Consider the following 22558-nt stretch of genomic DNA (forward strand, 5'->3'; position numbering starts at 1 on the left):
CCCATGGCTGTCCTGCCCGCAGCCCTGCGGCTGCTGCTCGCGGTGGTGTCCTCGATGACGGTCGCGGCGGTTGCCCCCGCGTCCGCCGCAGCGGCACCAACGCCCACGCCGTTGCCGTCATCGCCGGTCTCGGCGTGCCCGGCCCCTCCGGCTGACGTCCAACCGGGCACGGGTGCCGAGCCGCTGAGGCAGCCGCAGGTGGCCTGGTGTCTGCCGTGGGCGCGATGGCAGCAGGGCGACGGCTGGACGACTGTGTGCAGCGCGGCGGCCAGCACTGTCGAGCAGGAACACTGCGACGCGGTGGCGGTGACGGTGCAGTCCCCGCCACCGGACGGCACGGCGTCGGTGCTCGACGAGCGTCTGCCGGCCGCCGGTGAGCAGCCGGTGCGCTGCGAGCGGCTGGACGCAGAAGCCGCACAGGACGTGTCGAACGCGTCGCGGTGGACAGCGAAGGCCGAGCGTTGCCGTGCGCTGCGGTCAGTGTTGATAGCGTCGTCGTCGCTGAAGGCGGCGTCGGAGTGCGGGCCGTTGGACGTGTCCTGCAAGGTGGGCGCCCAGGTGAAGGAAGCGGCGCGCACGGGGTTCGAGGGCCTGGCCGACATCGCGGTGGCCGGGTTCGCGTGGGCGTTGGGCAAGCTCGCCGAGCTCGTGTTCACACAGTCCTCCGCCGTGCCAGACGAACCGTTCTACGGCGTCTACAACGACATCTCCGGCGTGCTGATCGTCATGGTGCTGATCGTGTTCGTGATCTCCACGGCGATCAACGGGCTGCGGATGAGCGGGCCAGGACCGCTGTCGAGCCTGGGTGGGCTGGTGCGGGCAATGTTCGGTATCGCGTTCGCCGGTGGCATCGCGTACCTGCTGATGGCGGCCTGGGACGAGGCGACGCTGGCGCTGATCGCCCGCAACCAGCAGCGGGACTGGCAGCCGAGCATGTGGGTCGACGCGTTGAACGCGCTGACCGCGGACACGGGCACGGTTCTGCTGGCCTTCGTCGTTGCCGTGGTCGGCGTGGTCGGCCTGGTGCTGGTGTTCGTGATGCTGTTGTTCCGCTCGTTGCTGGCCGCAGGGGCGGCGTTGTTCGGGGCGATGGCGATGACCGGTCAGGTCATGGCCGAGACCCGCGCGTGGGGCCGGAAGTGGTTCTGGACCTGCAACGCCCTGGCCGCGTCGAAGTTCTTCATCGCGGCGCTGTGGATCTACGGCACCCGCACCACCTACGAGAGCGACAACGTGGTCAACGTGCTGCGGGGGCTGTTCATCATCGTGTTGATGGTCCTCGCGCCGTGGATCCTGCTGCGGTTGACGAGCATGTGGGACGGCTACCTCGCCGACGTCGACGCCCGAGGGTTCCTGGCCTCGGCGGCCGGGGCGGTCGGGCTCGACGCCGCATCACGGCGCCTGACCGACCCGTCGGACGACGGGGGTGAGGTGGATGCGGCGTCGCTGATGCAGGGCAACGCCGACGCCATCCCCACTAGCCCGGCATCCCCGGCCGGACCTGCCGGTGCAGTGGCGGGGCTGCCGGATGAGGTGGAGGCCCTGCACGGCCGGGGCGACAGTGACCAGTTCGGCCAGCCCGCCACCACCGGTGATGAGCAGGCCGCCGGGGGTGAGAACGCTGACGAGGCAGCGGGGGTGGAGCGGGACTCCCGGACCGCCCAGGGTGACGTGGCGCGTGGGCAACTGACCATGCCGGGTGATGGCGTCGGCGAGCAGGGCGCGCTGCCGGTGACACCGCAGGCGGCCCGCAACGAGGCATCGGCAGGTCCCGGCTTAGCCGATGGCAGTGGGTTGCTGCCGAGCGATGGCGGCCCCGGCACCGGCGGCGGTGCAACCGATGGCAACGCACAGCTGTCCAGCGATGGTAGCCCCAGGGCCGGCGACGGAGCTCCGGCTCCGGCGGGTGCGAGTGCGGGCCTGACGAGTCCCGGCAGTGACCCGCCGCCGCGCGAGGACGGCGGTGGCGCTGCGGCGGGCCGGAGTGGCGGGCAGGGCGCTGCCGCTGGTGGTGCCGCCGAGATTCCGATCGTGCCGGCCTAGATCACTGCGAAGGGGGAGGTCATGACGCAGTTCCAGTTTCCGCCGCGCTCGACGCGGGGATCGATGCTGGGCTTCAGCTGGGGGCAGATCGGCACCGCCGTTGCCGGGGTGATCTGCCTGGTCATCGCCGCGAACCTCTTGGCGGTGGGCCGGCAGGGCGCTGCGGCCGGGATGCTCGCGGCGGCGGTGCTGCTGCTGACCGTGGCGCTGTTGCGGATCCGGGGCCGGCGGGTCACCGAGTGGACGCCGATCGTGGTGGGCGCTCTGGTGCAGCGGGCGGCCGGGCAGGACCGCTACCGGGGAGCGGTGTGGGCGGCGAACCCGGGTACCGCGCATCTGCATCTGCCGGGGCCGGCGGCGGGCTATCAGTGGTTGCCGGCGGTGGCCGCCGACGGGCTGACGGAGGTGGGGCTGCTGCATCACCGGCGGGAGGGCACGGTGACCGCGACGTTGTCGTGCGCGGGCAGCAACCTGGTCTTGGCGGACACGACGGTGCAGCAGCAGCGCCTTGCCTCGTGGGCGGACGTGTTGAACCTGCTGGGCACTGAGTACGCCGACAGCGGCTTGGTGCGGTGGGCGGTGACGGCGCGGGCGGTGCCGGACGTGGCGAACCGGGCGCAGCGTTATCTCGGCCAGGCGGTGGATACGGGCACGCGGGCGTATCGGTCGCTGGCGGAGCTGACGGCGGCGGCGGGGCCGGGCACCCAACGCCACGACGTGTTTCTCACGACCGTGTTCGATGTGCGGAAACTGTCGGGGGAGGTTGCGGACGCGGGCGGCACGGACGCCGCTATCGCCGCGGTGGTGCTGGACAAGCTGACTGGTGTGCAGGCGGCGGTGCGTGAGGCCGGTATCGACGCTGGTGGCTGGTTGACGCCGCGTGAGTATGCGGCGGTGCTGCGCGGGCAGTTCGACCCGGAGGACGTCGAGGCGCAGGTGGCGCCGCGCGCGGGTGGGCCGGTGGCGGCGGAGACGGTGGGCTGGTCGGCGTATCGGCACGACTCGGGGTTCTCGCAGACGCTGTGGGTGTATGAGATGCCGCGGCAGGCGGTGCCGATGACGTGGATGACGCCGCTGTTCACCCGCACGGTCGGGCGGCGTGCGGTGACGGTGGTGGCGGAGCCGGTGCCGGCGCAGTTGGCGCAGTTGGCGACGCGGCGGGACAAGGTCGCCCGTGCCGGGGACGAGGTGACCAAGCGGCGGATGCGGCTGGTGCGTACCGCCCGCGAGGACGAGGAGGCCCGCGCGGTCGAGCAGGTCGACCGGGAGCAGGCTGCGGGGCATGTGCGTTACCGGTACGCGGTGCTGGTCACTGTGACCGCTGACAGTCCTGAGCGGTTGCGCCATGACGTGCGTGCGGTGCGCCGGGTGCTGGGTCGCTGCGGCTGCCAGGCGGTCGTGCTGTACGGCGAGCAGGACCAGGCTTTCGCGGCCGGGGCGTTGCCGCTGGCGCGTGGACTGAAGCCGATGCGGGGGTGGTTCGCGTGAGTACGGGCAACGACAAGACTGCCCGACCGCGTGTCCGGCGGGAAGGCTCGTGGTCGCAGCGCCTCACCGACTCGGCTGCCCGCCGTGACCTCGCTGCGGCGCAGGTGGACCTGGCGCGAGAGCAGCGGGCGGTGCGGCGGTTGTCGGATCGGTTGTTGGGTCCGCCTTCGGTGGATGGGCGTGGGGCGTTCGGGCGGGCGGCGGGGCGGGTGTATTGGCGGCTGCGGCTGCCGCCGCTGGTGACCACGAGCGCGCAGTTGTGCAGCGTGTACCCGTTCGTCGCGGACCCGGGGTTGGGGGTGGACGGGCCGCTGATCGGGCAGGAGGTGTACTCCCGCGCCGGGTTCGTCTTCGGTATCCACGAGCTGTACCGGGCGGGTGTGCTGAGCGCCCCGAACATGGTGGTGACCGGGGAGATCGGGTCGGCGAAGTCGTCGCTGCTCAAGACGGTCGCGTTTCGTGGTGTGCCGTTCGGGGTGCGGTTCTACATCGTCGATGTCAAGGGCGAATACGACACCCTCGCCGACGCCGCCGGCATCCGACCCGTGCGCGTCGGCCCGGGGTCGGGGGTGGTGATGAATCCTCTGGCGGGGATCCGTCGGCTGCCGGGGCAGGGTGAGGCGGAGTGGTTGCAGCTGCAGCGGGCCCGCCGGCTGCTGCTGCTGGAAGGGCTGTTGGAGATCCAGCTCGGTGGCCTGCTCGGTGAGGCCGAACGGTCCCTGGTCGAATACGCCCTCGACGCGGTGACCCGCGCCGATGACGGCACCAGCCCGGATCGGATGGACATCCCGACGCTGTCGCGGGTCCTCGCCGCGATGGGCGACCCGCCGCGGTGGGCGCACCGGCTGGCCGGCGTGCACTACGACGTCGACCAGTTCACCGCCGACAGTCGCCGCGTGCGGCTGGCGTTGGAGCGGCTGATCACCGGCGCGCTCGGCGGGATCTTCGACGCCCCGGCCGCGTCGACGCTGACGATCGACTTCGATCAGCCGGGCGCGATTCTGGACCTGCGGGCGGTGCGGGCGTCGGACCAGATGACGGCGATGGCGATGACCTGCGCCCAGTCGTGGCTGGAGACGGAGCTGACCCGCCCGGACGCCCCGACTCGCGTCTGCCTCTACGACGAGTTCGCCCTCGTCAGCCGCCACCTGGGGCTGATGCGGCGGATGCGTGAACAGCTGAAGCTCGCCCGAGCCCTGGGCACGGCCAACATCCTCGCGTTCCACCGGTTTTCCGACCTCGCCGCCAGTGGCGCCGCTGACTCCGAGCAGGTCCGTATTGCCCGGGGCCTGATCGAGGACACCGGTGTGCGGGTGTCCTACCGGCAGGCGCCCGGCTCCCTGGATGCGGCCCGTGAGTTCCTGGGCACCACCGATGTGGAGACGAACCTGCTGCTGCACCTACGTCGTGGTGTCGGGCTGTGGAAGGTGGGGCTGCGCTCCTACGTCGTCAAGCACCAGCTCTCCGCCATCGAGCGGCAGATGGTCGACACCGACAGTCGGATGCGGCAGACCCCGCGCGTAGCGACCGCGTCGCCGGGGGAGCCGGACGAGGCCGAGGCGGTGCGGTGATGGCCGGCTCGCTGATGTCTCCCGGGCATCGGCTGCCCCGCCGTGGGGTGGCCCGCGCCGATATTCTCGCCCGACTGACCCTGGCCGGCATCGCCGTCCTGCTCGTGGTGACCGGAACGGTCACCTTGTGGCTGGCCGGGCAGGTGGGCGGGTTACTCACCCATGCCGCGTGGCCGGACAGCTCACCGGCCGACATGCCCGGCATCGCCGCCCGGTTCGTCACCGCGCCAGGCGACCCCGAGCAGGCGTGGCCGGGCGCAGCCCGCCAGGACCTGCCGCCGGGCCCGCTGCTGTACGGGCTGTGGATCGTCCTGTTCATCGCTGCTCTCGCCGGGGTCGGTGTGCCGGCGCTGCGGGTGGCTCGCCGGTGGGCGCGGCGGCGTGGGTTCGCCGGCCGCAAGGACCTGGACCGGGTGGTGACCGCCCAAGCGGTGCTGCGTCGCGTTGACGTGCTGCGACCTGGCCTGACGATCCGCGACACGGACTCTGCCGGCATGGTGACGGTCAAGGAGCGCCGCCGCAGCGATCCCCTCGAAGTGGCCCGGCTACTCGGCCGGCACGCCCTCACTGGCGAACCGCTCTATCTCGCCAACGAGTACACCGAGCTGCTCGCCGGAGCGGCCCGGTTCGCGAACAAGACGTCCCGCTACATCATCCCGAGGGTCGCCGACGCTCGCGGCGCGGTCATCACGACCTCCACCCGCCTCGATGTCGCCTCGGTCACCTACGACCTGCGTGCCGCGCTCGGCCCGACGTGGATCTTCGAACCGCAGGGCCAGGTGCCGGGGGTGCCTCGGCTGCGCTGGTCACCGATCGACGGCGCGGACGACCCGGACATCGCGGCACTGCGCGCCAAGGGCTTCGCCGCTGGCGCCGGACTCAAGGGCAACGTCGACAACGGCCAATACTTCCAGGACCAGGCGGCGGCGATCATCCGTGGGCTGCTGCACGCCGCCGCCCTCGACGAGCACGCCACCATGACCGAGGTGGCGAGCTGGACGGCCAACCCGAGCGAGCCGCGCGCCGAGCGGATCCTGCGCCACCACGGGCAGACGGTGTGGGCCGACCGCCTCGCCTTCCACCGCGAGTCCTCTGGCCGTAGCCGTGACGCCATCCAGTCGGTGGTGTTCGGCGCACTGGACGCGTTCAGCAATCCCCGTATCCTGCACGCCTGCTCACCGCCTCGCGGGCAGCAGTTCGACCCCGAGCAGTGGCTGGATGAGTCCGGCACCCTCTACCTGGTTGGCACCCGCAGCGGTCAAGCGTTGACCGCGCCGCTGTTCGCCGCCATCGCTGAGGACATCATCTACCGCACCCTGCAACGGTCATTCGTATCCCCAGGCGGCCGGGTCGAGCCCTGCCTGTACCTGGTCGGCGACGAGATTACCAACATCGCGCCGCTGCCCTCCCTACCGGCGCTGGCGTCCGAGGGCGGCGGCTCGGGCATCGCCCTGTCGATCGCCTGCCAGAACACCCACCAACTCGAAGAACGATGGGGCCGCGACGGCGGCCAGGCCCTGCGCGACGGCGCGAACGCCCGCTTCGTGATGGGCGGCACGCAGGACGTCAACGCCCTCAAGGACGCCCAAGCCCTTCTCGGGCAGGTGCGGGAGCTGTCCTCGTCCGCGTCGTGGGGTGGTGGGAAGGCGAGCGTGCAGGAGAACAGCCGCCGCGAGCACCTGGTCGACCTGGCGGAACTGCGCACCCTGCCGACCGGGCACGCCCTGGTGCTGCTGGGCAACATGCCACCGGTCGAGGTGGTGCAGCAGGCGTGGTGGGAACGCCCGGACGCCGACCGATTCCACACCGCGCAGGACGCCTTCGACGCGCGACTGGGGAGGGCCAGCTGATGCCGGACCGCACCTTCCTGTTCCACATCCCTGAGCAGGCGTCACCGCAGGAACGCGCCACCGCCGAACTCGCCGCGCTGATCGACACACTGCGCGGCTCGGTGGAACAACTCGCCCAGGCCCACGTGACGCTGTCCGAGCGCGTCGACGCCCTCGACTCACCGACCGGATTCGTGCCGGCGCGGCACTGCTGGCGCGACCTGGACCGCGACCGCGCCCGGGAGCTGTGGGCGTGGCTGATCGCGTGGACCCGCTGGCTGTCCGACCGCTACGGGCTGGCCCAGGACTTCGGCGCCTGCTGGCCGGCACACCCGCCGCTGGTGGAGGAACTGACTGCCTTGGCGATGTCGTGGCACCACGCCTACTCGACCAAAGCCGACCCTGACGCGCCGCTGCGCTGGCACGAGGCGCTGCATCGCGCACGCACCCGCTGGCAGCAGTGGGACTACCCCCGCTGCCGCTACGGCCAGCACAGCGAACCCAGCCCGGACGCCGTTTGGTCGCAGCCGTGGCCGACACCGGCCGAAGACGCCGTGCGCGCCGACATCGACGCACGCCCGCCGCCCGCTGCGGCGGTGGCTCAGGAAGGAGAGAACAGCAGATGACACACCCGGCCGAGATCACCAACGTGTGGGACTGGCAGCGCTTCGAGGCCGCCCTGACCGGGCTGCGCGTCGGGGTCGACACCCTCGACGACTTCATCACCGGCCTGCGTGAAGACCCCAACGAGGCATACGGCAATAGCCGCAACCCCGAGGAGAAGCAGCAGTGGACGGACATCGATCAGCAGACACGGCGCAACACGGAGCTGGACTGGGCCAGCGACGGCTACCTCGACGGCGACTACCACCGCGACATCGAGGAGTAGACGCGATGTCGCGCGACGCTCGCCTTACCGCGATCATCACCAGCCTCACCTACCTGCACATCGACATCAACGACTTCGTTGACACCTCCGCCGGGCAACTTTCGGCGCAGCGCAGCGCCGCGCTGGTCGACGTGCACCACCAACTACGTGTGCTCGGACAGTGCGTCAACACCGCGCTCGGCCCGGCGCCCGCCCCGGACGCTGAGCCCGCGAAGCCGACATGACCCGCCCTCGCCTTACCGCCCAGGTCCTAGCGGCGGCCGTGCTGCTGACCGGCGGATGCGCGAACCCGACGTACCAGGCCCCGGCGGCGCCGACTACCAGCATCTCAGCCGGTCAGTCGCCGTCGGGACTGGCTGCGGATTCGGACGGGGTGCTGCCCACCCGCTCCGCCGCCACGGATCCGGCTGCCGCGACCGCGGCGGCCCGCTTCGTCGGACTGTGGGCCCGCCCCGCGGTGCCGGCCGCCCGGTGGCGCGCTGAACTGCGTCCCTACGCGGTGCCGGCCTACGCGGATCTGCTCGACACCGTCGACCCGGCCAACGTGCCCGCCACCCGCATCACCGCGCCCGCCCGTGTCGTGTCCGCCAGCGACACCCGGGCGGAGATTGACGTCGGCACCGACGCAGGCGTGATCCGCGTGGTGTGCGTGCGCGGCGACCAGCGGTGGCTGGTGGCCACCGTCGGCAGGAACTCGGGTAACCGCCGATGAGCCGGGGCCGGGCCGGGCTCGTAGTGGCGGTGGTGGCCGCGCTGCTGCTGTGTGGGCTGCCGGTGGCGTCGGTGATCACCGAGGCGCCGGCTGTGGCCTGCGGCCCCACCACGGCGCAGACCGCGAGCAGTGCTGGTGCCCGTGGCGGAGTCGGCCGGTGGACCAGTGAGCAGGTCACCAACGCGGCCACGATCATCGCGGTCGGTCAGCAGCGGGGGATACCTGCCCGAGGTTGGGTCATCGCGGTAGCGACGGCGATGGTCGAGTCCAGCCTGCGCAACCTGCGCGGCGGCGACCGTGACTCCCTTGGCCTGTTTCAGCAGCGGCCCAGCCAGGGATGGGGCCCTCCCGCGCAGATCCTCGATCCCGTCTACGCCAGCGCAAAGTTCTACGACAAGCTGCTGCGCATCGACGGCTGGGAGAAGATGCCGCTGACCGTCGCCGCGCAGCGGGTACAGGTCTCGGCGTTCCCCGACCGCTATGGCGAGTACGAGCAGGACGCCGAGCAGGTTGTCGCGGCCGTGGTCGGCGTCAACGCGATCGGTGAGCTGCCCGGGGCGAGTCTCGCCTCCTGCGGCAGCGCACCGAACGTGGCGGCGTCGGGCTGGACCGTGCCGTTGCGCGCGAAAGTGGGCAGCGGCTACGGGCCGCGCGCTGGCCGGCTGCACGCCGGCGTGGACCTCAGCGTCCCCCGCAACACCGTTATCCGTGCGGCCAGCGCCGGTGAGGTGGTGTGGTCCGGCTGCGACCCGAGCACCGGCAACTGCGACATCGACGGCAGCCCGAGCACCCGAGGATGCGGCTGGTACGTCGACCTCGTGCACGCAGGCGGCTACGGCACCCGCTACTGCCACATGGTCCGCCGCCCCGACGTCCGCGACGGCGACACCGTCCAGGCGGGCCAGCTGATCGGCTTGGTCGGCACCAGCGGCCACTCCTCCGGCCCGCACCTGCACTTCGAAACCCACCAGGCGGTCTGCGACCAGTCGCGCTGCGACCTCAGCAGCGCCAACTCCACCGACCCGGTGCCGTTCATGCGTGAACGCGGCGTCCCACTCGGCGACAGCAGCTAAGCCACGACCTCTCATCCCGGACATCGATAGCGCACCAATCACGGGGGTGAAGATGCGCACCGATCAGAACGGGCACCCGCGCGTGCCCACACCACAACCGCCGCCACCGGCCGACCGTGCCGGCGGCAAAGGCCAGCGCCGAGACCGCAACACCCTGCGCCGACCGCGACACCTGCGTAGGCCGCGATGAACCACCGCCACCGCCGGCAGACCGCCGGCGTCTACCGCCCACCGGTCAACGCCCGGCCCATCGCACCACCGCGTCCCGATGCGGTGTCGCAGCTGTGCCGCACCGCGAACAGCGTCCGCGCCCTTCTGGAACGCAGCGTGCTGCGCGAGGCCGACCTGACCTGGACCAGCTACGACGTGCTGGTGCTCATCTGCACCCACCGCGTCATCGAAACCCGCGCCATCACCATGGAAGTCGGCATCGCCAAAGCCACCCTCACCAAAGTCCTCCGCGACCTCGTTCAGCGCGACCTCGTGCGCCGCCAGCTCCACGAGCGTGACCGCAGACGAATCGTCGTCCGCCCCACACAAGCCGGCATGGAACTGGCACGCGAGCTGCAACACCGCGTCCACCTACAGCAGGCGGAGCTGTTCGCCGCTCCAGGGATGCCACCACGAGACGCCCTCACGAAGGTCCTGCGCGTGGTGGCCACCCGCAGCCACCCCAACGACACCCCCGCCACGGGAGGGAACACGCGATGACCCGCCGCACGGCCCAACACGCCGTCCCGTGCGTCAGCCCCGTCCTCCGGCCCCAGCGTCCTTGTCACGCCGACCGTGGCCGTCCCCGGCGCCGTACTGGCCGAACTGCTGGTGGGGGCGCATACGCACCGTGCCGCCTCCACCCAGACCTCCGCTGACGCGGCGGCGACGGAAGCGAGAACCCGATGACCACGCAGGCAACCCTGTCGAGCCCGAAGCCAGACCGACCCACCGCAGAACACATCACCGCAGGGGCCGGATGGCGATTGGGCCTGCTGTACGGGCCCGCCGTATACGGCGTCAGCGCCGCAGCCGTCGCGCTCCCCGACGCCGCCCGACACCTGCACGCCAGCGGCCCAGCTCTGGCATGGCTGCTCACCGCGTACGCCGTGGGCATCGGCGTCGGCGCCGTCACCGCCGGACGCACCATCGACCTGTGGGGTGACCGACCGGTCCTGCTGATCGCGGTCACGCTGCTCGCCGCCGGAACACTGGCCTGCGTCATGGCCCCGAACCTGACCATCGCCGTTGCGGGGCGCATTCTGCTGGCAGTGGGATCCGGCGCGGTCAAAGCCGTCAGCCTCGCCACGGCCGCACGCCTCCCCGCACCGCAGCGACCCACGGCGTTGGCGCGTTTTGGTGCGTGTCTGGCCGCGTTCGGCGCTACCGCGCCGCTGGCCGGCGCGCTCGCGGCAGCCTGGTCCTGGCGTGTGGCCCTGGCCCTGCCCGTGCTGTCCATCGCCGCGATCCCGCTCTGCTGGCCCCTGACCACCCCTCGGCGCCAGCGAGAACCGCTGGACGGGCCCGGGGCGGGACTCCTCGCCGCTGTGGCAGCCGGGCTCCTCCTGACTGCCCGGACCGCTGCTCAGCACACCAGTGCACTCACCATCGCGGTGTCCGCGGCAGCCACGGTGACCGCCGCCCTGGCCCTCGCACTTCGCAGCCGCCGTACGAACGGATTCGTCGTCGACGGCGTGCTCGCGGCCCCATGGTTCCGGCGCGCGGCACTCGCTGGCGCGGGCGTCTACGCAGGGCTGTTCGCCGTCCTCTACGCCGCACCCCACCTGCTGACCACGCTCGGCTACAGCACGATGGGCATCGGGCTGCTCCTGCTGCCCGGCGCCGCTGTTGGCGCCGGGCTGGCCCGAGGTGCCGCCGTCGCCGCCCGACGGCTACCCGCCCGGCACGTCCTGACGGCAGCCAGCCTGCTCCTCGCAGGCACGCTCTGCTACGCCGCACTCGACCCCAGGCCGCTCGGCGTCGCCGCAGCAGCCACAGCCGCGTTCGCCACATCGGCGACCGCGCAGATGCTGCTCACCGCAGAAATCACCCGCCACGTCACACCACAACAGCGAGGCGGCGCCACCGGACTACTCATGCTCGCGATCTTTACCGGCGGAGGCGGCGGCACCGCACTCTGCGCCGCCCTGTGGCAACCCTGCGGACCCAGCATCGCCCTAGCGCTGGCCGCGCTGCTGCCCGCCGCAGCCGCCGCCGCAGCCTCGCGCCTGCGCCCCTGACAAGGCATCCCCGAACCGACGAAAGGAACACCCATGCCCCACACCGCTCACCCTGATCCCGAACTGGGCTCCCGGCTGGCCGCGCTGTGCGAGTGGCTCACCACCGCACGCCGAATCGACCTGACCGGCACCACCGCCACCACCGGATTCCGCGCCCTTGCTCCCTTGCTCGACTTCGCGATCTACAACAGCGGCGACACCGACTCCGACCCCACCCACCTCAACCACTGCCACGACCTCGAACGCGAAGCCGTGAGCTTCTTCGCCGGCTTGTTCCGCGCCCCTGAACGATGGTGGGGCTGCGTCACCCACAACGCCGCCGACGCCACACTGCACGCCCTGCACCTGGCACGCATCCGACTCGGGACGGCAGCCTCGTCCTGCCACTGGTTGGTCAGCCCGGGTGACCGTGGCCGCGGACAGCCCGGCGCTGGTGCGGAGGAACCGCGAGTCGGGTGTAGGTGTCGCGGTTACGCAGGTGGGCAAGAGTGACTTGATTAGGAGCTTGGGTTCGTCCCTCATCCCGTTTTGTCCAGCGTTCTCCTCGTGTTCGGCAGCCGAGCGATGGCCTTCATCCGCCACATAGGAGGCAGAGTGTGAGCGAGGATCAGGACGTCACCGTCGGAGTCGACACCCACAAGGACGTGCACGTCGCGGCGGTGTTAGATCAGGCCGGCAGGGTGCTAGGCCCGAGGAGCTTTCCGGGCACGCTACGCGGCTACGCGCAATTGGCGACCTGGGCTGAATCCTTCGGCACCGTCATCGCGATCGGCATGGAAGGCACGGGCAGTTACGGCGCCGGGTTGCTACGGTTCCTGACCGAGTACGGCCTGGCAGTTATCGAGGTCGACCGCCCAGACCGCTCCACCCGCCGCCGTATCGGAAAGACCGACACCATCGACGCCGAATCCGCCGCCCGCGCAGTGCTGTCCGGCCGCGCCAACGGCACCCCGAAGACCCGCGACGCGCAGGTCGAGATGATCCGGGCTCTGCGCGTCGCCCGACGTGGAGCGATGAAGGCTCGCATCCAAGCCGGAGGCCAGCTGGAAGCACTCATCGTCTCGGCACCCGAATCCGTCAGGCAGCTCCTGCGTGGCCTGGCCGGCAAGCACCGTGTCCGCGCCTGCGCCGCTCTCCGGCCTGGAGCGGTGACAGATCCGGCCACCGCCACCAAGGTTGACTGCGGAGCCTCGCCCGCCGCTGGCTCGCCCTCCAGGCTGAAATCGACGCTCTTGACAGCCACCTGACCGCCGTAGTCACCGACGTGGCACCCGAGCTGGTCGCGCTACCCGGCGTCGGCATCGACACCGCCGGACAACTCCTCGTCACCGCCGGCGACAACCCCCACCGACTGCGGTCTGAAGCTGCCTTCGCCCGGCTCTGCGGCGTGGCCCCGATTCCCGCCAGTTCCGGACGCACCGACCGCCACCGCCTGCACCGCGGCGGGGACCGTGACGCTAACAGCGCCCTCTGGCGCATCACCCTGGTCCGCATGCGCTGCCACCAACCCACCAAGGACTACGTCACCCGCCGCACCGCCGAAGGCAAAACCAAGACCGAGATCATGCGATGCCTCAAGCGCTATATCGCCCGCGAAACATTCGCCCTGCTACGAGCTACCGTGACGACCTAACGCCAACCAGCCTGGACGGTGACCTTGCCGCAGCCACAACCCCTTCCCGATCCACCAGACTGGACTGTGCGTGGCCTGCCCCTGCCCGACGCACTTACGTCGCTCCTGCGAACCGGTAGATGGCTGCACCCAGGACGCCAGGCTCTTCATGACCTCATGCCCTGGTTCGAAGAACCTCTCATGTTCATGCCGAACCTCCACGCCATGCGGTTCCAGAACGCGGCCCTGGACCACATCGCCGACGACAGCTCGATCTGCGACCTGTTCCGCATGACTCGTGGCAGCCGCTCGGAACACCCGCTCGACCTGCCGTGGCTCGACGTCGGCCAGGCCGTGCTCATCGCAGTCAACGAGTACGCGGGTGACGACGTGGCCTTAGCCTTGGACTACCGCACAGACGCGGCCGATCCACGGGTCGTGGCGTCCGACATATGGACGGACCCCCGCCAGATCTCCTGGCGGACCGTGACGCCCACCTTCACCAACCTCCTCACGGCCCTGCAAGCTGCCTGGCCCACTCCCTCGGAACTTGACAATCAATAGGAGCGTCCCTGTTGACCTGCTGTGCGAGCACATCGAGGGCGCGTCGCCGGACATGTTGCAGGCGATGATCAAGACGTTCGCGCAGGCGGTGATGTCCGCCGAGGCCGACGCGATCTGCGGTGCCGGTTACGGGCAGCGCAGTGACGAGCGGGTGAACTCCCGCAACGGTTACCGCCGGCGCGAGTGGGATACCCGCGCTGGCACGATCGACTTGGCCATTCCCAAGCTGCGCCAGGGTTCGTACTTCCCGGACTGGTTGTTGACGCACCGGCGGCGGGCGGAGCAGGCACTGGTCTCAGTCGTGGCGACGTCGTATCTGCTGGGGGTCTCGACGCGGCGGGTGGAGAAGCTCGTTGAGCAGCTCGGGGTCCGGCAGCTGTCGAAGTCGCAGGTCTCGGAGATAGCCGCCCACCTCGACGTCCAGGTGGAGCGTTTCGCAACCGGCCCCTCGATTCCGGGCATTACACGTTCGTGTGGATGGACGCCCTGACGATGAAGGTCCGTGAGCACGGCCGCACGGTGAACGTCTACGCCCTGATCGCCGTCGGGGTCAACGCCGACGGAGGGCGCGAGGTGTTGGGCCTGGGCGTTGCCTCGGACGAGGACGGCGCCGGCTGGCTGGCGTTCCTGCGCAGCCTGACCGCCCGAGGCCTGTCCGGCGTCCGTCTGGTCATCTCCGATGCCCACGCCGGCCTGGTCCAGGCCATCGGGGCGGCTCTGCCAGGAGCGTCGTGGCAGCGGTGCCGCACCCACTACCTGCGCAACCTGCTGACGAAGGTCCCGAAGTCGGCGCAGCCATGGATCGCCACTCTCGTGCGCACGATCTTCGACCAGCCCGACGCCGACGCCGTCCGAGCCCAGTTCGACCGGGTCATGACCACGATCGAGGCGAAGTTCCCGGCCGCGGCCGAGCACCTCGACGCCGCCCGCGACGACCTGCTCGCCTTCACCGCCTTCCCCCGTGAGATTTGGCGTCAAGATTGGTCGAACAATCCGCAGGAGCGGCTGAACAAGGAGATCCGCCGCCGCACCGACGTCGTCGGTATCTTCCCCAACCGGCCGGCGATCATCCGCCTCGTCGGCGCGGTCCTGGCCGAACAGACCGACGAATGGACCGAAGGACGCCGCTACACGGGCCTAGAACTACTCGCCAAAGCCCGCCTCATCACGATCGACACCAGCCAACACGACACCAACCAAACCGACACGGCACCGATCGCCGCATAGCATCAGACCGGATCCCGCGATGGCCGTCTCTTACACCACCAGCGCGGACGTGACCATCGCGCCACCTCTCCGACAAGGTGTTGCCACGACCGGTTGAATCCGCCTCCAAGGGACGATGACGGCCGCTGCTGCCGTCCTGAAGCTCACTGCGGCAGGCTCGACCAGAGCTTCAACAGTCACCCTGCGTGTAGTGAAACTCATCACAGCGTCACCTTTCGATGCATGCAAGGCTGACTTCCAGCCACGGTCGTCGGTGCGGCACGGGGGAGAACGTTCTGTGGCTTGGCCTCAGCGTGCCCCCGTGCCAATGGCATCAAGGGAAGGAGCACGTATGCACGAGTTCAGACGTCGGTGCGCGGCTGCGCTTGTCGCCGTCATGGCGGTGACCGGAGGTGTACTAGGCCCGGTAGGAGTGGCCAATGCCGCCGTACCCGCCCCGGATCCGGTGGCGATCGGTCAGGCCAGCACGGGCGATACCCATGTCTTGGCCACCGACTCCGACACGGCGGGCGCCCAGGTGAAGATTCGCACCTACCAGAGTGGACTGCCCGCCGCAGTGAAAAGCCAGCGCTGGAAGTTCGAGGTGGTCACGCCGGGCACCGTACCGGTGTACCGAATCCGGCACCTCTCATCAAACCGCTGCCTGCAGTCGTCGGCCGCCGCCGACGGGGCGAATGTGGTCCTCGCCGATTGCGCGACGACGAATCCGCAGTTGTGGACCAACGGCACTGCCCAGACGTTTCCGTTCCGAGGCTTCAACCTGCGCAGCAAGCGCGACGGGCGGTGCCTCGACCTCTACTACAGCGATGACGGCCAACCGGCCACCATGTGGACCTGCAGCAGCACCTACGACACACAGTTGTGGCGGGCCAGGGTTGGTGGTTTCGACTGCTCAGAACGTACGGTGGTTGGTCTCTGCGTGAAGCCCGCACAGCCTGTGTTCGGTGTGATGGGAGCCTGGCGCCAGCAGCCCATCTCACTTGCTGAGCCCGGCTCCTACGATCCGGACGCGAACACCATGTCAAACTTCGTCACCTGGGATCCGCTGAGCAGCAGCGGTTCCAATCCTGGCTACGACTATGCCGAGCTGGGCTGGCGAGGTAAATGGGCCTCTGACGGCAACACCACCGTCCACGGCGCCTACTGGCTCGAAGGCGGTATCGAGAACGACGAGATCGTGGAGGAGTTATACGCCATCAACGAATCCGACTCCACGCTCGCGGACGGTTCAACACACACCTGGATGAGCCTCGGCAACTCCAACGGACAGTGGGACATGTTCTACGACTTCAACCCCGTCGGGACTACCCGCCTCGCCGCTGGCAATCGCACCCGTGATCTGGAGTACGGGCTCCTGCCGCAGTACGCGGAAAACATCGCACTCGCCACGGGTTTCGAGAACCGATTGCAGATCCTCGACGGCAACAGCGTGTGGCGCCGTCCACGCCTCGGCGAGGTCGCCCAGTTCCAGGCCAACATCTGCGGCCAGCCGGACCCCTATGCCATCGAGTACGGCGAAACGAACACGCCACCCTACTGCTTCACCACATCGCTCGTCCCACGGGCGTCCGCCACTGCTGGCGACCCCGCTGAGGTCGACCGGTTCGTGATGGGTAAGCCGGCGGTCGGTACGCTCGCCTCAGGACCGAACGTGGCCGCCGACCGGTCTGGACCCGCCTCGGTTGGGACGCATAACGGCGTGGACCAACGACGACTTGCCGCTTGCATGGCAACCGACGCCGCCCGGTGCCTGGCCACCGTGCCGGGCTTGGCCGAATGCGTCCAAGCCCGCAAGGTGTGTAACACCACCCGCCGTGCGACCGAAGTCCGAGGTGTGCCGCTGAGCGCCGATAAGGCCCGGCAGATCGCCCAACAGACGGTCATGGATGACAGCGCGGGCATCGCCACCACCAGCATGAGCATCGCGCAACTCCTCGATCGGTCGAAAGCGTCCCTTCGAGGGGTAGACCCGTCGGAACAGGTTCACGTAGTGACCGGTACCGGCACGGTAAAGAGCCTGAGCGGCCGCCCGGACCGCGAGTTCCGCGGCTACGCCATGGTCTACCAGGCGCGAACCGGGAGGCTGCTCTACGCCTGCTTGGGTCAGACCTGCGCACTGAAGGAGACGCCGTGACCAGCACGACGAACCGAATAGCACTCCTGATCGCCACTACAGTCGTGGTCCTCGGCATCACCGCCCCAGCCACTGCCGCTCCCGTCCAGCCGCAGCGAGGATGGGAGGTCACCGAGTCCTTTGGTGGCGAGCCGATCCCGGCGGACGCGCCACCGCAGACCAACAGCAACTCCCCGCGGGACACCGGCCAGGTCGGCCTCACCTCCACGCCTGCTGACCTCAAGCAGGAGTGCCGAAGCCAGCACGCGGGACAGGCATCCACCCAACTGGGCTGGATGGCTGACCGCTACAACCGTTGCTGGATCGGTCACCGCAAGGTCGAGCTGAAGTGCAGCGGTTGCTCGACCTACATCGCCAGTGTCGAGTTCGACTACACCCTCGTAGGCATCGCTCAGAACGGCACCCGGCAAGTCGACTTCACGCTGACCTTTGATGACTGGGAGGCACTCGGCGGGCAGGAACGGGAGACGACCCCGATGCGGGTTAGCCTCAGCGGCTGTGGTTCCTTTGTGTCCTGCAACCCGAGCCTTGGCGAGTTCAGCCAGCCGCTCGGTTCGTGGCGAACCAGCCCCCACTTCCACGTCACGATGACCTCAGTGAACCAGACCGGTATCGGAGTCGAATACCTGGCCAGCGCCCTGGTGAACATGAGCATGGCGATCACGCCAGTGTCGCCGACCATCGACCCGTGGATCGACAACAACATGACCACCGGAGTAGTGCGGTTCGACTCGGCCGGGCAGAGAGCCGGGATGCATAACGGTACGGTCTTCTCCGACTTCATCCCCACCTTCGACCTGCTCGCACTGGCCAGGGCGGACAACGAACACGAAACGGATTACAAGGAATCTATCCAGCACATCGACGACGCCCTGCACAACTTGAACCGCACCTTCCCGTCGTTCGTGGGTAAGAGTCCGCCCGGGGAGTACAACGCCTCGCTGGGGGCTAATCAGCGACCACTGCATCGGCTCGTCAACGATACCTTGAGGATCAAGAATCGGGAGTTTGCCGGTAAGGTCTGCACGGACGTCTGGGGCGAGGGCGCCGTCACTCCCAACCTCAACTGCGACGAGTACCCGTTTGCGTCTACGATGGAGGGTGCCTACACGGGCAGTGCAGCCTCTACCGGCAATCCGGACGGCTGGCGCACCTGGCACGGATCGTCCCGAATCATCGGTGAAGTTGACAACCAGGAATCCGGCAACCTGTACCTGAACATCGCCTTCTACCAAGGCAACCGTATCCTGGACGGCGACCCGTTTTTCGTCGCTATCGAGCGTTGACGACGCTCGGGGGTTTCCGCGCCGCTGCGGCGCGGAAACCCCCTGAGCGTCCTTCCCAAAGGAGCTGATTCAATGCCGACGGTCATCGACACTGTCATTCGCAGTGACAACGGACTGTTCCTGGTTCGAGACGTCAGCGCCGACAGCTTCGAGGCCCGAAAGGCGGCCTTCAAGGCAGCCCGCATCCCCGGCACCCGCCGTGGGCATCTCTGCGCCGCCGCCGGTGGCATCCTCCTAGTGCGTGGCGCCCACCAGATGACCTGGCCCCGGGTCCGCATCGAGATCCTCGACACCGCACCCACTGACGATCGACCATGGCACTGGGAGCCCCGCGCCGCGATGGAACTCGCCACCGGCCGGCTCATGGTGGAATCTGATCCGAGCTTTCCGCTCGATCTGCCGGTAATCGATCTCCCCGGTGGGCCGGACCGCTACGCAGTCGCACTCGGGCACACCGGCCGGGCCGAGGTCCAGCAGCAGTCGGTACGGGTGAGCGCGGCAAACCAGTCCAATTCCTCCGACGATTCCCTCGCCGGCTGGCGCAGCCTCGACGGCGTCGAGCAGTACCTGATTCGACTCTGGCCCGACCGTCTTAACGATTGAGCCTTTTCGAACCTGATCTTGCAGGTCAGAGATGGTGTACGTAGCCCGGGGGATCGATGAGGGCGAGGCTCCAGGTAAGACAGCAATTCGACCATAACCCGATGCCCCAACACGGGAGCCTTGCCTCTGCTGTTTTACCCATCCACGACCTCGTTGTCCAGCCGGCCCCTGAACCACCTCGCTGACCGTATACGCCGCCACCGCAACCAGCACCGATCCAGGTGGCGGCGCCTCAACGCGGGACGGCAGGCACTGCTCGCTCTGGCTCACCTGCAACGGTGATACCTACACACGCCTCGCTGTCGGCTTCGAGATCGGTGTGAGTACCGCATGGCGGTACGTGCAGGAAGCGATAGCCTGCTCGCGTCGGCTGCCGACGACCTGACCACCGCCATGAACCGGATCCGCCGGCTGGCGTACGCGATCCTGGACGGCAGCCTGATCCCGATCGATCGGGTCGCCGAGCAGAAACCGTACTACTCCGGAAACATAAGCGGCACGGCGTGAACGTGCAGGTCATCGCCGACGCGGCTGGCCGTCTCGTCTGGGCTTCGCCGGCGCTGCCCGGCTTGGTCCACGACCTGACCGCGGCCCGGACCCACGCGATGCTCCGCGCCCGCGGCGAACGGGCTATCGCCACCCTCAAGACCTGGAAGAGAGTCGCCATCGACGCCAGCACCCGCCTGGTCATCACCGTCGGCGACCCGCAGCCCGGCAACCGCAACGACACGATCGTCTACCGCACCTCGGGTATCCAGGAGAAGCTGGACGGGCGGCCGGTGATGGCCGACGGCGGCTACCGAGGCAACCCCGAGGTGATCATGCCGTACCGCAAGCCCGCCGACGGCAGCTCGCTGCCGACCTGGAAGGAAGCTCTCAACGTTGAACACCGCACCGTCCGAGCAGGGGTCGAACACGCCCTGGCCAGGATGAAGTGCTTCAAGATCCTGCGCGACTACCGCCGCGCCGCCCACACATTGGCCGACGCCGCTTCCGGCATCGCCAACCTCCACGACATCATCCTCGCCGGCTGACCGCCGACCTCTTCCCAGGCAACGCCTTCACCCGGTTACGAGACGTCCCTTAGCTTGATCTTTAACCTGTTCGACGTGGACGGGGATTCGGGGGTCTTCGTTTTCTTGGTGTCCGGTCTGTTGGTCTTCTTGGTAGTCGCGATGTGGACGTCGTGACGCGGGGTGGGCTGGGTGTTGCGGCGTCCGGGTGGCCGTCCAGGCCCTGGCCGGGAGGGTTTCGGCGCGCCAGCGGGGCAGGTGGACTTCGCGCGGAGGTGTCGAAATCCTCGCCGAACGCGGGCGGGTGACAGGCGCTGGGGTGGTGCTGGTTTCTCCCAGGGGCGACGCAGGTCGGCGGCTGCGGCGCGGGCCAGGCGGAGCTGGGTGTAGGCGGCGAGGATCAGCCAGGTCCAGCGGTCGGCTGCCTGTGGGGTGCGGATTTTCGGGCAGGTCCAGCCGAGGGTCTGCTTGAACAGGCGGAATGTGTGCTCGATGTCGAAGCGGCGTAGGAACGTCTGCCAGAGCCGGTCGACGTCGGCCTCGGTGGGGTCGACGCCGGACCACCACAGCCACACCGGCTTCGGGGTCGCTCCGCTGGGCAGGTGGACGACCTCGAGTCGAACGACCGTTCCCTCGATGACCGGCAGCATCTTCGCTGAGGTGATCCAGGCGTTCCGATGGGTCAGCCGTGGGTGCAGCCGGTTCCAGGCTCGGGCCCACGCGGTGCCGTAGAGGCGGGTGTCGGTGATCGTGGCCGCGTCGGGTTCGCCCCAGGTGGCGGGATCACCGAAGACGAACTCGCCGCCGTGGCGGGGCGGGCGGCCGTTCGTTCCCGGCAGGCGGGGCGGCGCGGCCCGGCGCAGTACCCGGTCCGAGCGCATCCGCGCCAGGACCTGCACGGGCAGATCGGCCAGGAGGAACGCCAGCCGGGGCGCGTCGTAGCCGGCATCCGCCACGACCAGCACGTCCGGGTCACCCGGCCGCCACTGCCCGGCCGATGCCAGCCGGCCCACGATTTCCCGCACCTGCCCGGCGGTGACCGTCGCCGCGTCAACACCGGGCGCCAGCCGCACCGCGTCCAACGGCGCGGTCCACGAACTGCGACCCGACTCCAGGGCCACGACCATAGAGTACGGCCAACCCGGAACCATGATCGTCTGGTCCTTGCCACGCCCATAGGTGTGACACAGGACCCGCTGCGGCGAGGTATGCGCGTCCGGCCGCAGCCAACAGGTGATGTCCACCGCCAGCACGAGACGCCCGTCAGCCGCCCGAGGCAGCGGCACCGCGGCGAGAGCAGTACGCAGCCGGTCGATGTCCAGCCGCCCGCACGCCAGAGCGTCGTACAACGCCCCATGACCGCGGCGGTGCTCACCCACCAGAGACAACTCCACCAACGACCGGACCGGCCCATCAGCGCACGACACCGCATCCGCCAGGTCGAACAAAGCGTCGGCCCGCGCGGTCAAGTAGCCGTAGAACACTCGTCGGACCTGTCCAGGTCCCCGACGGCATCAGCCGCAGCACGATCATGCACACTGGTTACCAGAACAGCCCTTGGTTATTGACGCTCTTCCCTAGACAAGAAGATCATGACCAAGGGCTGTTTCCATGACCAGCCAGGGTCCCCAAAAGGACCTACGAAGGTTAAAAATCAAGTTAGTGTGCACGTCTAGGCTCGCGTTCCTCGCCGAGTTTCGACCTGCTCGACGGAGTGTGGCGGCGCAACCCGAGCCGGATCAGCCAGGGGAACTCCCGGCAACGGCTTGCCCGCCACCGCCCTGCCGAACGCTGGGCTGACGTCCACGTTGTGCCCTTCAGCGATGCTAGCGGCCGGCCTTCGCGTGGTATTCGTCGACGATTTCTTGTGGGATCCGCCCCCGGTCGGAGATGTCCTTGCCGGCCTTCTTCGCCCAAGCGCGGATCGCCTTGTTCTGCTCGCGGTCAGCGGTGGCACCTGCCCGGCCGCGGGCGGCTCGCCCACCGACGACGACGCCTCCACGGCTTACCTTCGTGCCGTGAGCGACGTATGGCGCGAAGGCGCCACGCAGTATTTCGGCGTTGGCGCTCGACAGATCGATCTCGTACTGAACACCGTCGAGCGAGAACTTGACGGTCTCGACAGCGTCTCCACCGTCCAAGTCGTCGACTAGCTTGTGAATAACTTGTTTGGCCACACCGCATCCTTGGAGAGAGTTGCGTCTACGAATACGGGGTGCAGGGTAGCGTACGAGATGCCTGCTCAGTCAACCGGTAGGGGATGATGGTCGGGCTACAGAAACC

18 protein-coding genes and 4 pseudogenes are annotated in these 22558 nt (G+C 69.0%); 20 read left to right on the forward strand and 2 right to left on the reverse strand.

The window, feature by feature from the left end:
* Window positions 1–3: 3 nt before the first annotated feature.
* The 20 genes and pseudogenes from ABZ573_RS26000 to ABZ573_RS26095 all read left to right on the forward strand — a co-directional run.
* The gene (locus tag ABZ573_RS26000; RefSeq protein ID WP_358121590.1) at window positions 4–2043 is read left to right on the forward strand and encodes a hypothetical protein; all 2040 of its coding nucleotides are present in this window, start codon (window positions 4–6) and stop codon (window positions 2041–2043) included.
* A 21-nt stretch (window positions 2044–2064) separates the two neighbouring features.
* Window positions 2065–3531, forward strand: coding sequence for an SCO6880 family protein (locus ABZ573_RS26005; protein WP_358121591.1), 1467 nt, complete (start codon window positions 2065–2067; stop codon window positions 3529–3531).
* Between the two features lie 170 nt (window positions 3532–3701).
* Window positions 3702–5102 (forward strand): hypothetical protein, encoded by a 1401-nt coding sequence (locus tag ABZ573_RS26010; RefSeq protein WP_358121592.1) that lies wholly within the window; start codon window positions 3702–3704, stop codon window positions 5100–5102.
* On the forward strand, window positions 5102–6952 hold the full coding sequence (locus ABZ573_RS26015; protein ID WP_358121593.1) for a TraM recognition domain-containing protein: 1851 nt from the start codon (window positions 5102–5104) through the stop codon (window positions 6950–6952). The genes ABZ573_RS26010 and ABZ573_RS26015 overlap by 1 nt, the downstream gene beginning before the upstream one ends.
* Window positions 6952–7557, forward strand: a complete 606-nt coding sequence (locus ABZ573_RS26020) for a hypothetical protein (RefSeq protein ID WP_358121595.1) — start codon at window positions 6952–6954, stop codon at window positions 7555–7557. The genes ABZ573_RS26015 and ABZ573_RS26020 overlap by 1 nt, the downstream gene beginning before the upstream one ends.
* Window positions 7554–7820 (forward strand): hypothetical protein, encoded by a 267-nt coding sequence (locus ABZ573_RS26025; protein WP_358121597.1) that lies wholly within the window; start codon window positions 7554–7556, stop codon window positions 7818–7820. The genes ABZ573_RS26020 and ABZ573_RS26025 overlap by 4 nt, the downstream gene beginning before the upstream one ends.
* A gap of 5 nt (window positions 7821–7825) precedes the next feature.
* Window positions 7826–8044 (forward strand): hypothetical protein, encoded by a 219-nt coding sequence (locus ABZ573_RS26030; RefSeq protein WP_358121599.1) that lies wholly within the window; start codon window positions 7826–7828, stop codon window positions 8042–8044.
* Entirely contained in the window at window positions 8041–8532 is a 492-nt protein-coding gene (locus tag ABZ573_RS26035; RefSeq protein WP_358121600.1) for a hypothetical protein, read from the forward strand. The genes ABZ573_RS26030 and ABZ573_RS26035 overlap by 4 nt, the downstream gene beginning before the upstream one ends.
* Window positions 8529–9605: a M23 family metallopeptidase gene (locus ABZ573_RS26040; RefSeq protein ID WP_358121602.1), complete on the forward strand. Its 1077-nt coding sequence runs from the start codon at window positions 8529–8531 to the stop codon at window positions 9603–9605. The genes ABZ573_RS26035 and ABZ573_RS26040 overlap by 4 nt, the downstream gene beginning before the upstream one ends.
* Window positions 9606–9791: 186 nt before the next feature.
* Window positions 9792–10316, forward strand: a complete 525-nt coding sequence (locus tag ABZ573_RS26045) for a MarR family transcriptional regulator (RefSeq protein WP_358121604.1) — start codon at window positions 9792–9794, stop codon at window positions 10314–10316.
* 185 nt (window positions 10317–10501) lie between these two features.
* Entirely contained in the window at window positions 10502–11836 is a 1335-nt protein-coding gene (locus tag ABZ573_RS26050; protein ID WP_358121606.1) for an MFS transporter, read from the forward strand.
* A 33-nt stretch (window positions 11837–11869) separates the two neighbouring features.
* The gene (locus ABZ573_RS26055; RefSeq protein ID WP_358121608.1) at window positions 11870–12328 is read left to right on the forward strand and encodes a hypothetical protein; all 459 of its coding nucleotides are present in this window, start codon (window positions 11870–11872) and stop codon (window positions 12326–12328) included.
* Window positions 12329–12432: 104 nt separating this feature from the next.
* A pseudogene (locus tag ABZ573_RS26060) lies at window positions 12433–13469 on the forward strand (IS110 family transposase).
* A 180-nt stretch (window positions 13470–13649) separates the two neighbouring features.
* Window positions 13650–14012 (forward strand): hypothetical protein, encoded by a 363-nt coding sequence (locus tag ABZ573_RS26065; protein ID WP_151456332.1) that lies wholly within the window; start codon window positions 13650–13652, stop codon window positions 14010–14012.
* Window positions 14013–14064: 52 nt separating this feature from the next.
* Window positions 14065–15239 (forward strand): annotated as a pseudogene (locus tag ABZ573_RS26070) (IS256 family transposase).
* A 331-nt stretch (window positions 15240–15570) separates the two neighbouring features.
* Window positions 15571–17373: an RICIN domain-containing protein gene (locus tag ABZ573_RS26075; RefSeq protein WP_358121611.1), complete on the forward strand. Its 1803-nt coding sequence runs from the start codon at window positions 15571–15573 to the stop codon at window positions 17371–17373.
* The gene (locus ABZ573_RS26080) at window positions 17370–18659 is read left to right on the forward strand and encodes a hypothetical protein (protein ID WP_151456330.1); all 1290 of its coding nucleotides are present in this window, start codon (window positions 17370–17372) and stop codon (window positions 18657–18659) included. Before ABZ573_RS26075 ends, ABZ573_RS26080 begins: the two co-directional genes overlap by 4 nt.
* Window positions 18660–18731: 72 nt before the next feature.
* Window positions 18732–19262, forward strand: coding sequence for a hypothetical protein (locus ABZ573_RS26085; protein WP_151456329.1), 531 nt, complete (start codon window positions 18732–18734; stop codon window positions 19260–19262).
* A 126-nt stretch (window positions 19263–19388) separates the two neighbouring features.
* A pseudogene (locus ABZ573_RS26090) lies at window positions 19389–19918 on the forward strand (transposase family protein); the annotation flags it as partial.
* Window positions 19919–20296: pseudogene (locus tag ABZ573_RS26095) on the forward strand (transposase family protein); the annotation flags it as partial.
* A 35-nt stretch (window positions 20297–20331) separates the two neighbouring features.
* Here ABZ573_RS26095 and ABZ573_RS26100 read toward each other — a convergent pair.
* Together ABZ573_RS26100 and ABZ573_RS26105 are read right to left on the reverse strand one after the other, a co-directional pair.
* Window positions 20332–21759 (reverse strand): NF041680 family putative transposase, encoded by a 1428-nt coding sequence (locus tag ABZ573_RS26100; protein WP_358121613.1) that lies wholly within the window; start codon window positions 21757–21759, stop codon window positions 20332–20334.
* A 342-nt stretch (window positions 21760–22101) separates the two neighbouring features.
* Window positions 22102–22452, reverse strand: coding sequence for an Lsr2 family protein (locus ABZ573_RS26105; RefSeq protein ID WP_358121615.1), 351 nt, complete (start codon window positions 22450–22452; stop codon window positions 22102–22104).
* Between the last annotated feature and the right edge of the window lie 106 nt (window positions 22453–22558).

The sequence above is a fragment of the Micromonospora sp. NPDC007220 genome (assembly GCF_040634035.1).
Classification (GTDB): Bacteria; Actinomycetota; Actinomycetes; order Mycobacteriales; family Micromonosporaceae; genus Micromonospora; species Micromonospora reichwaldensis.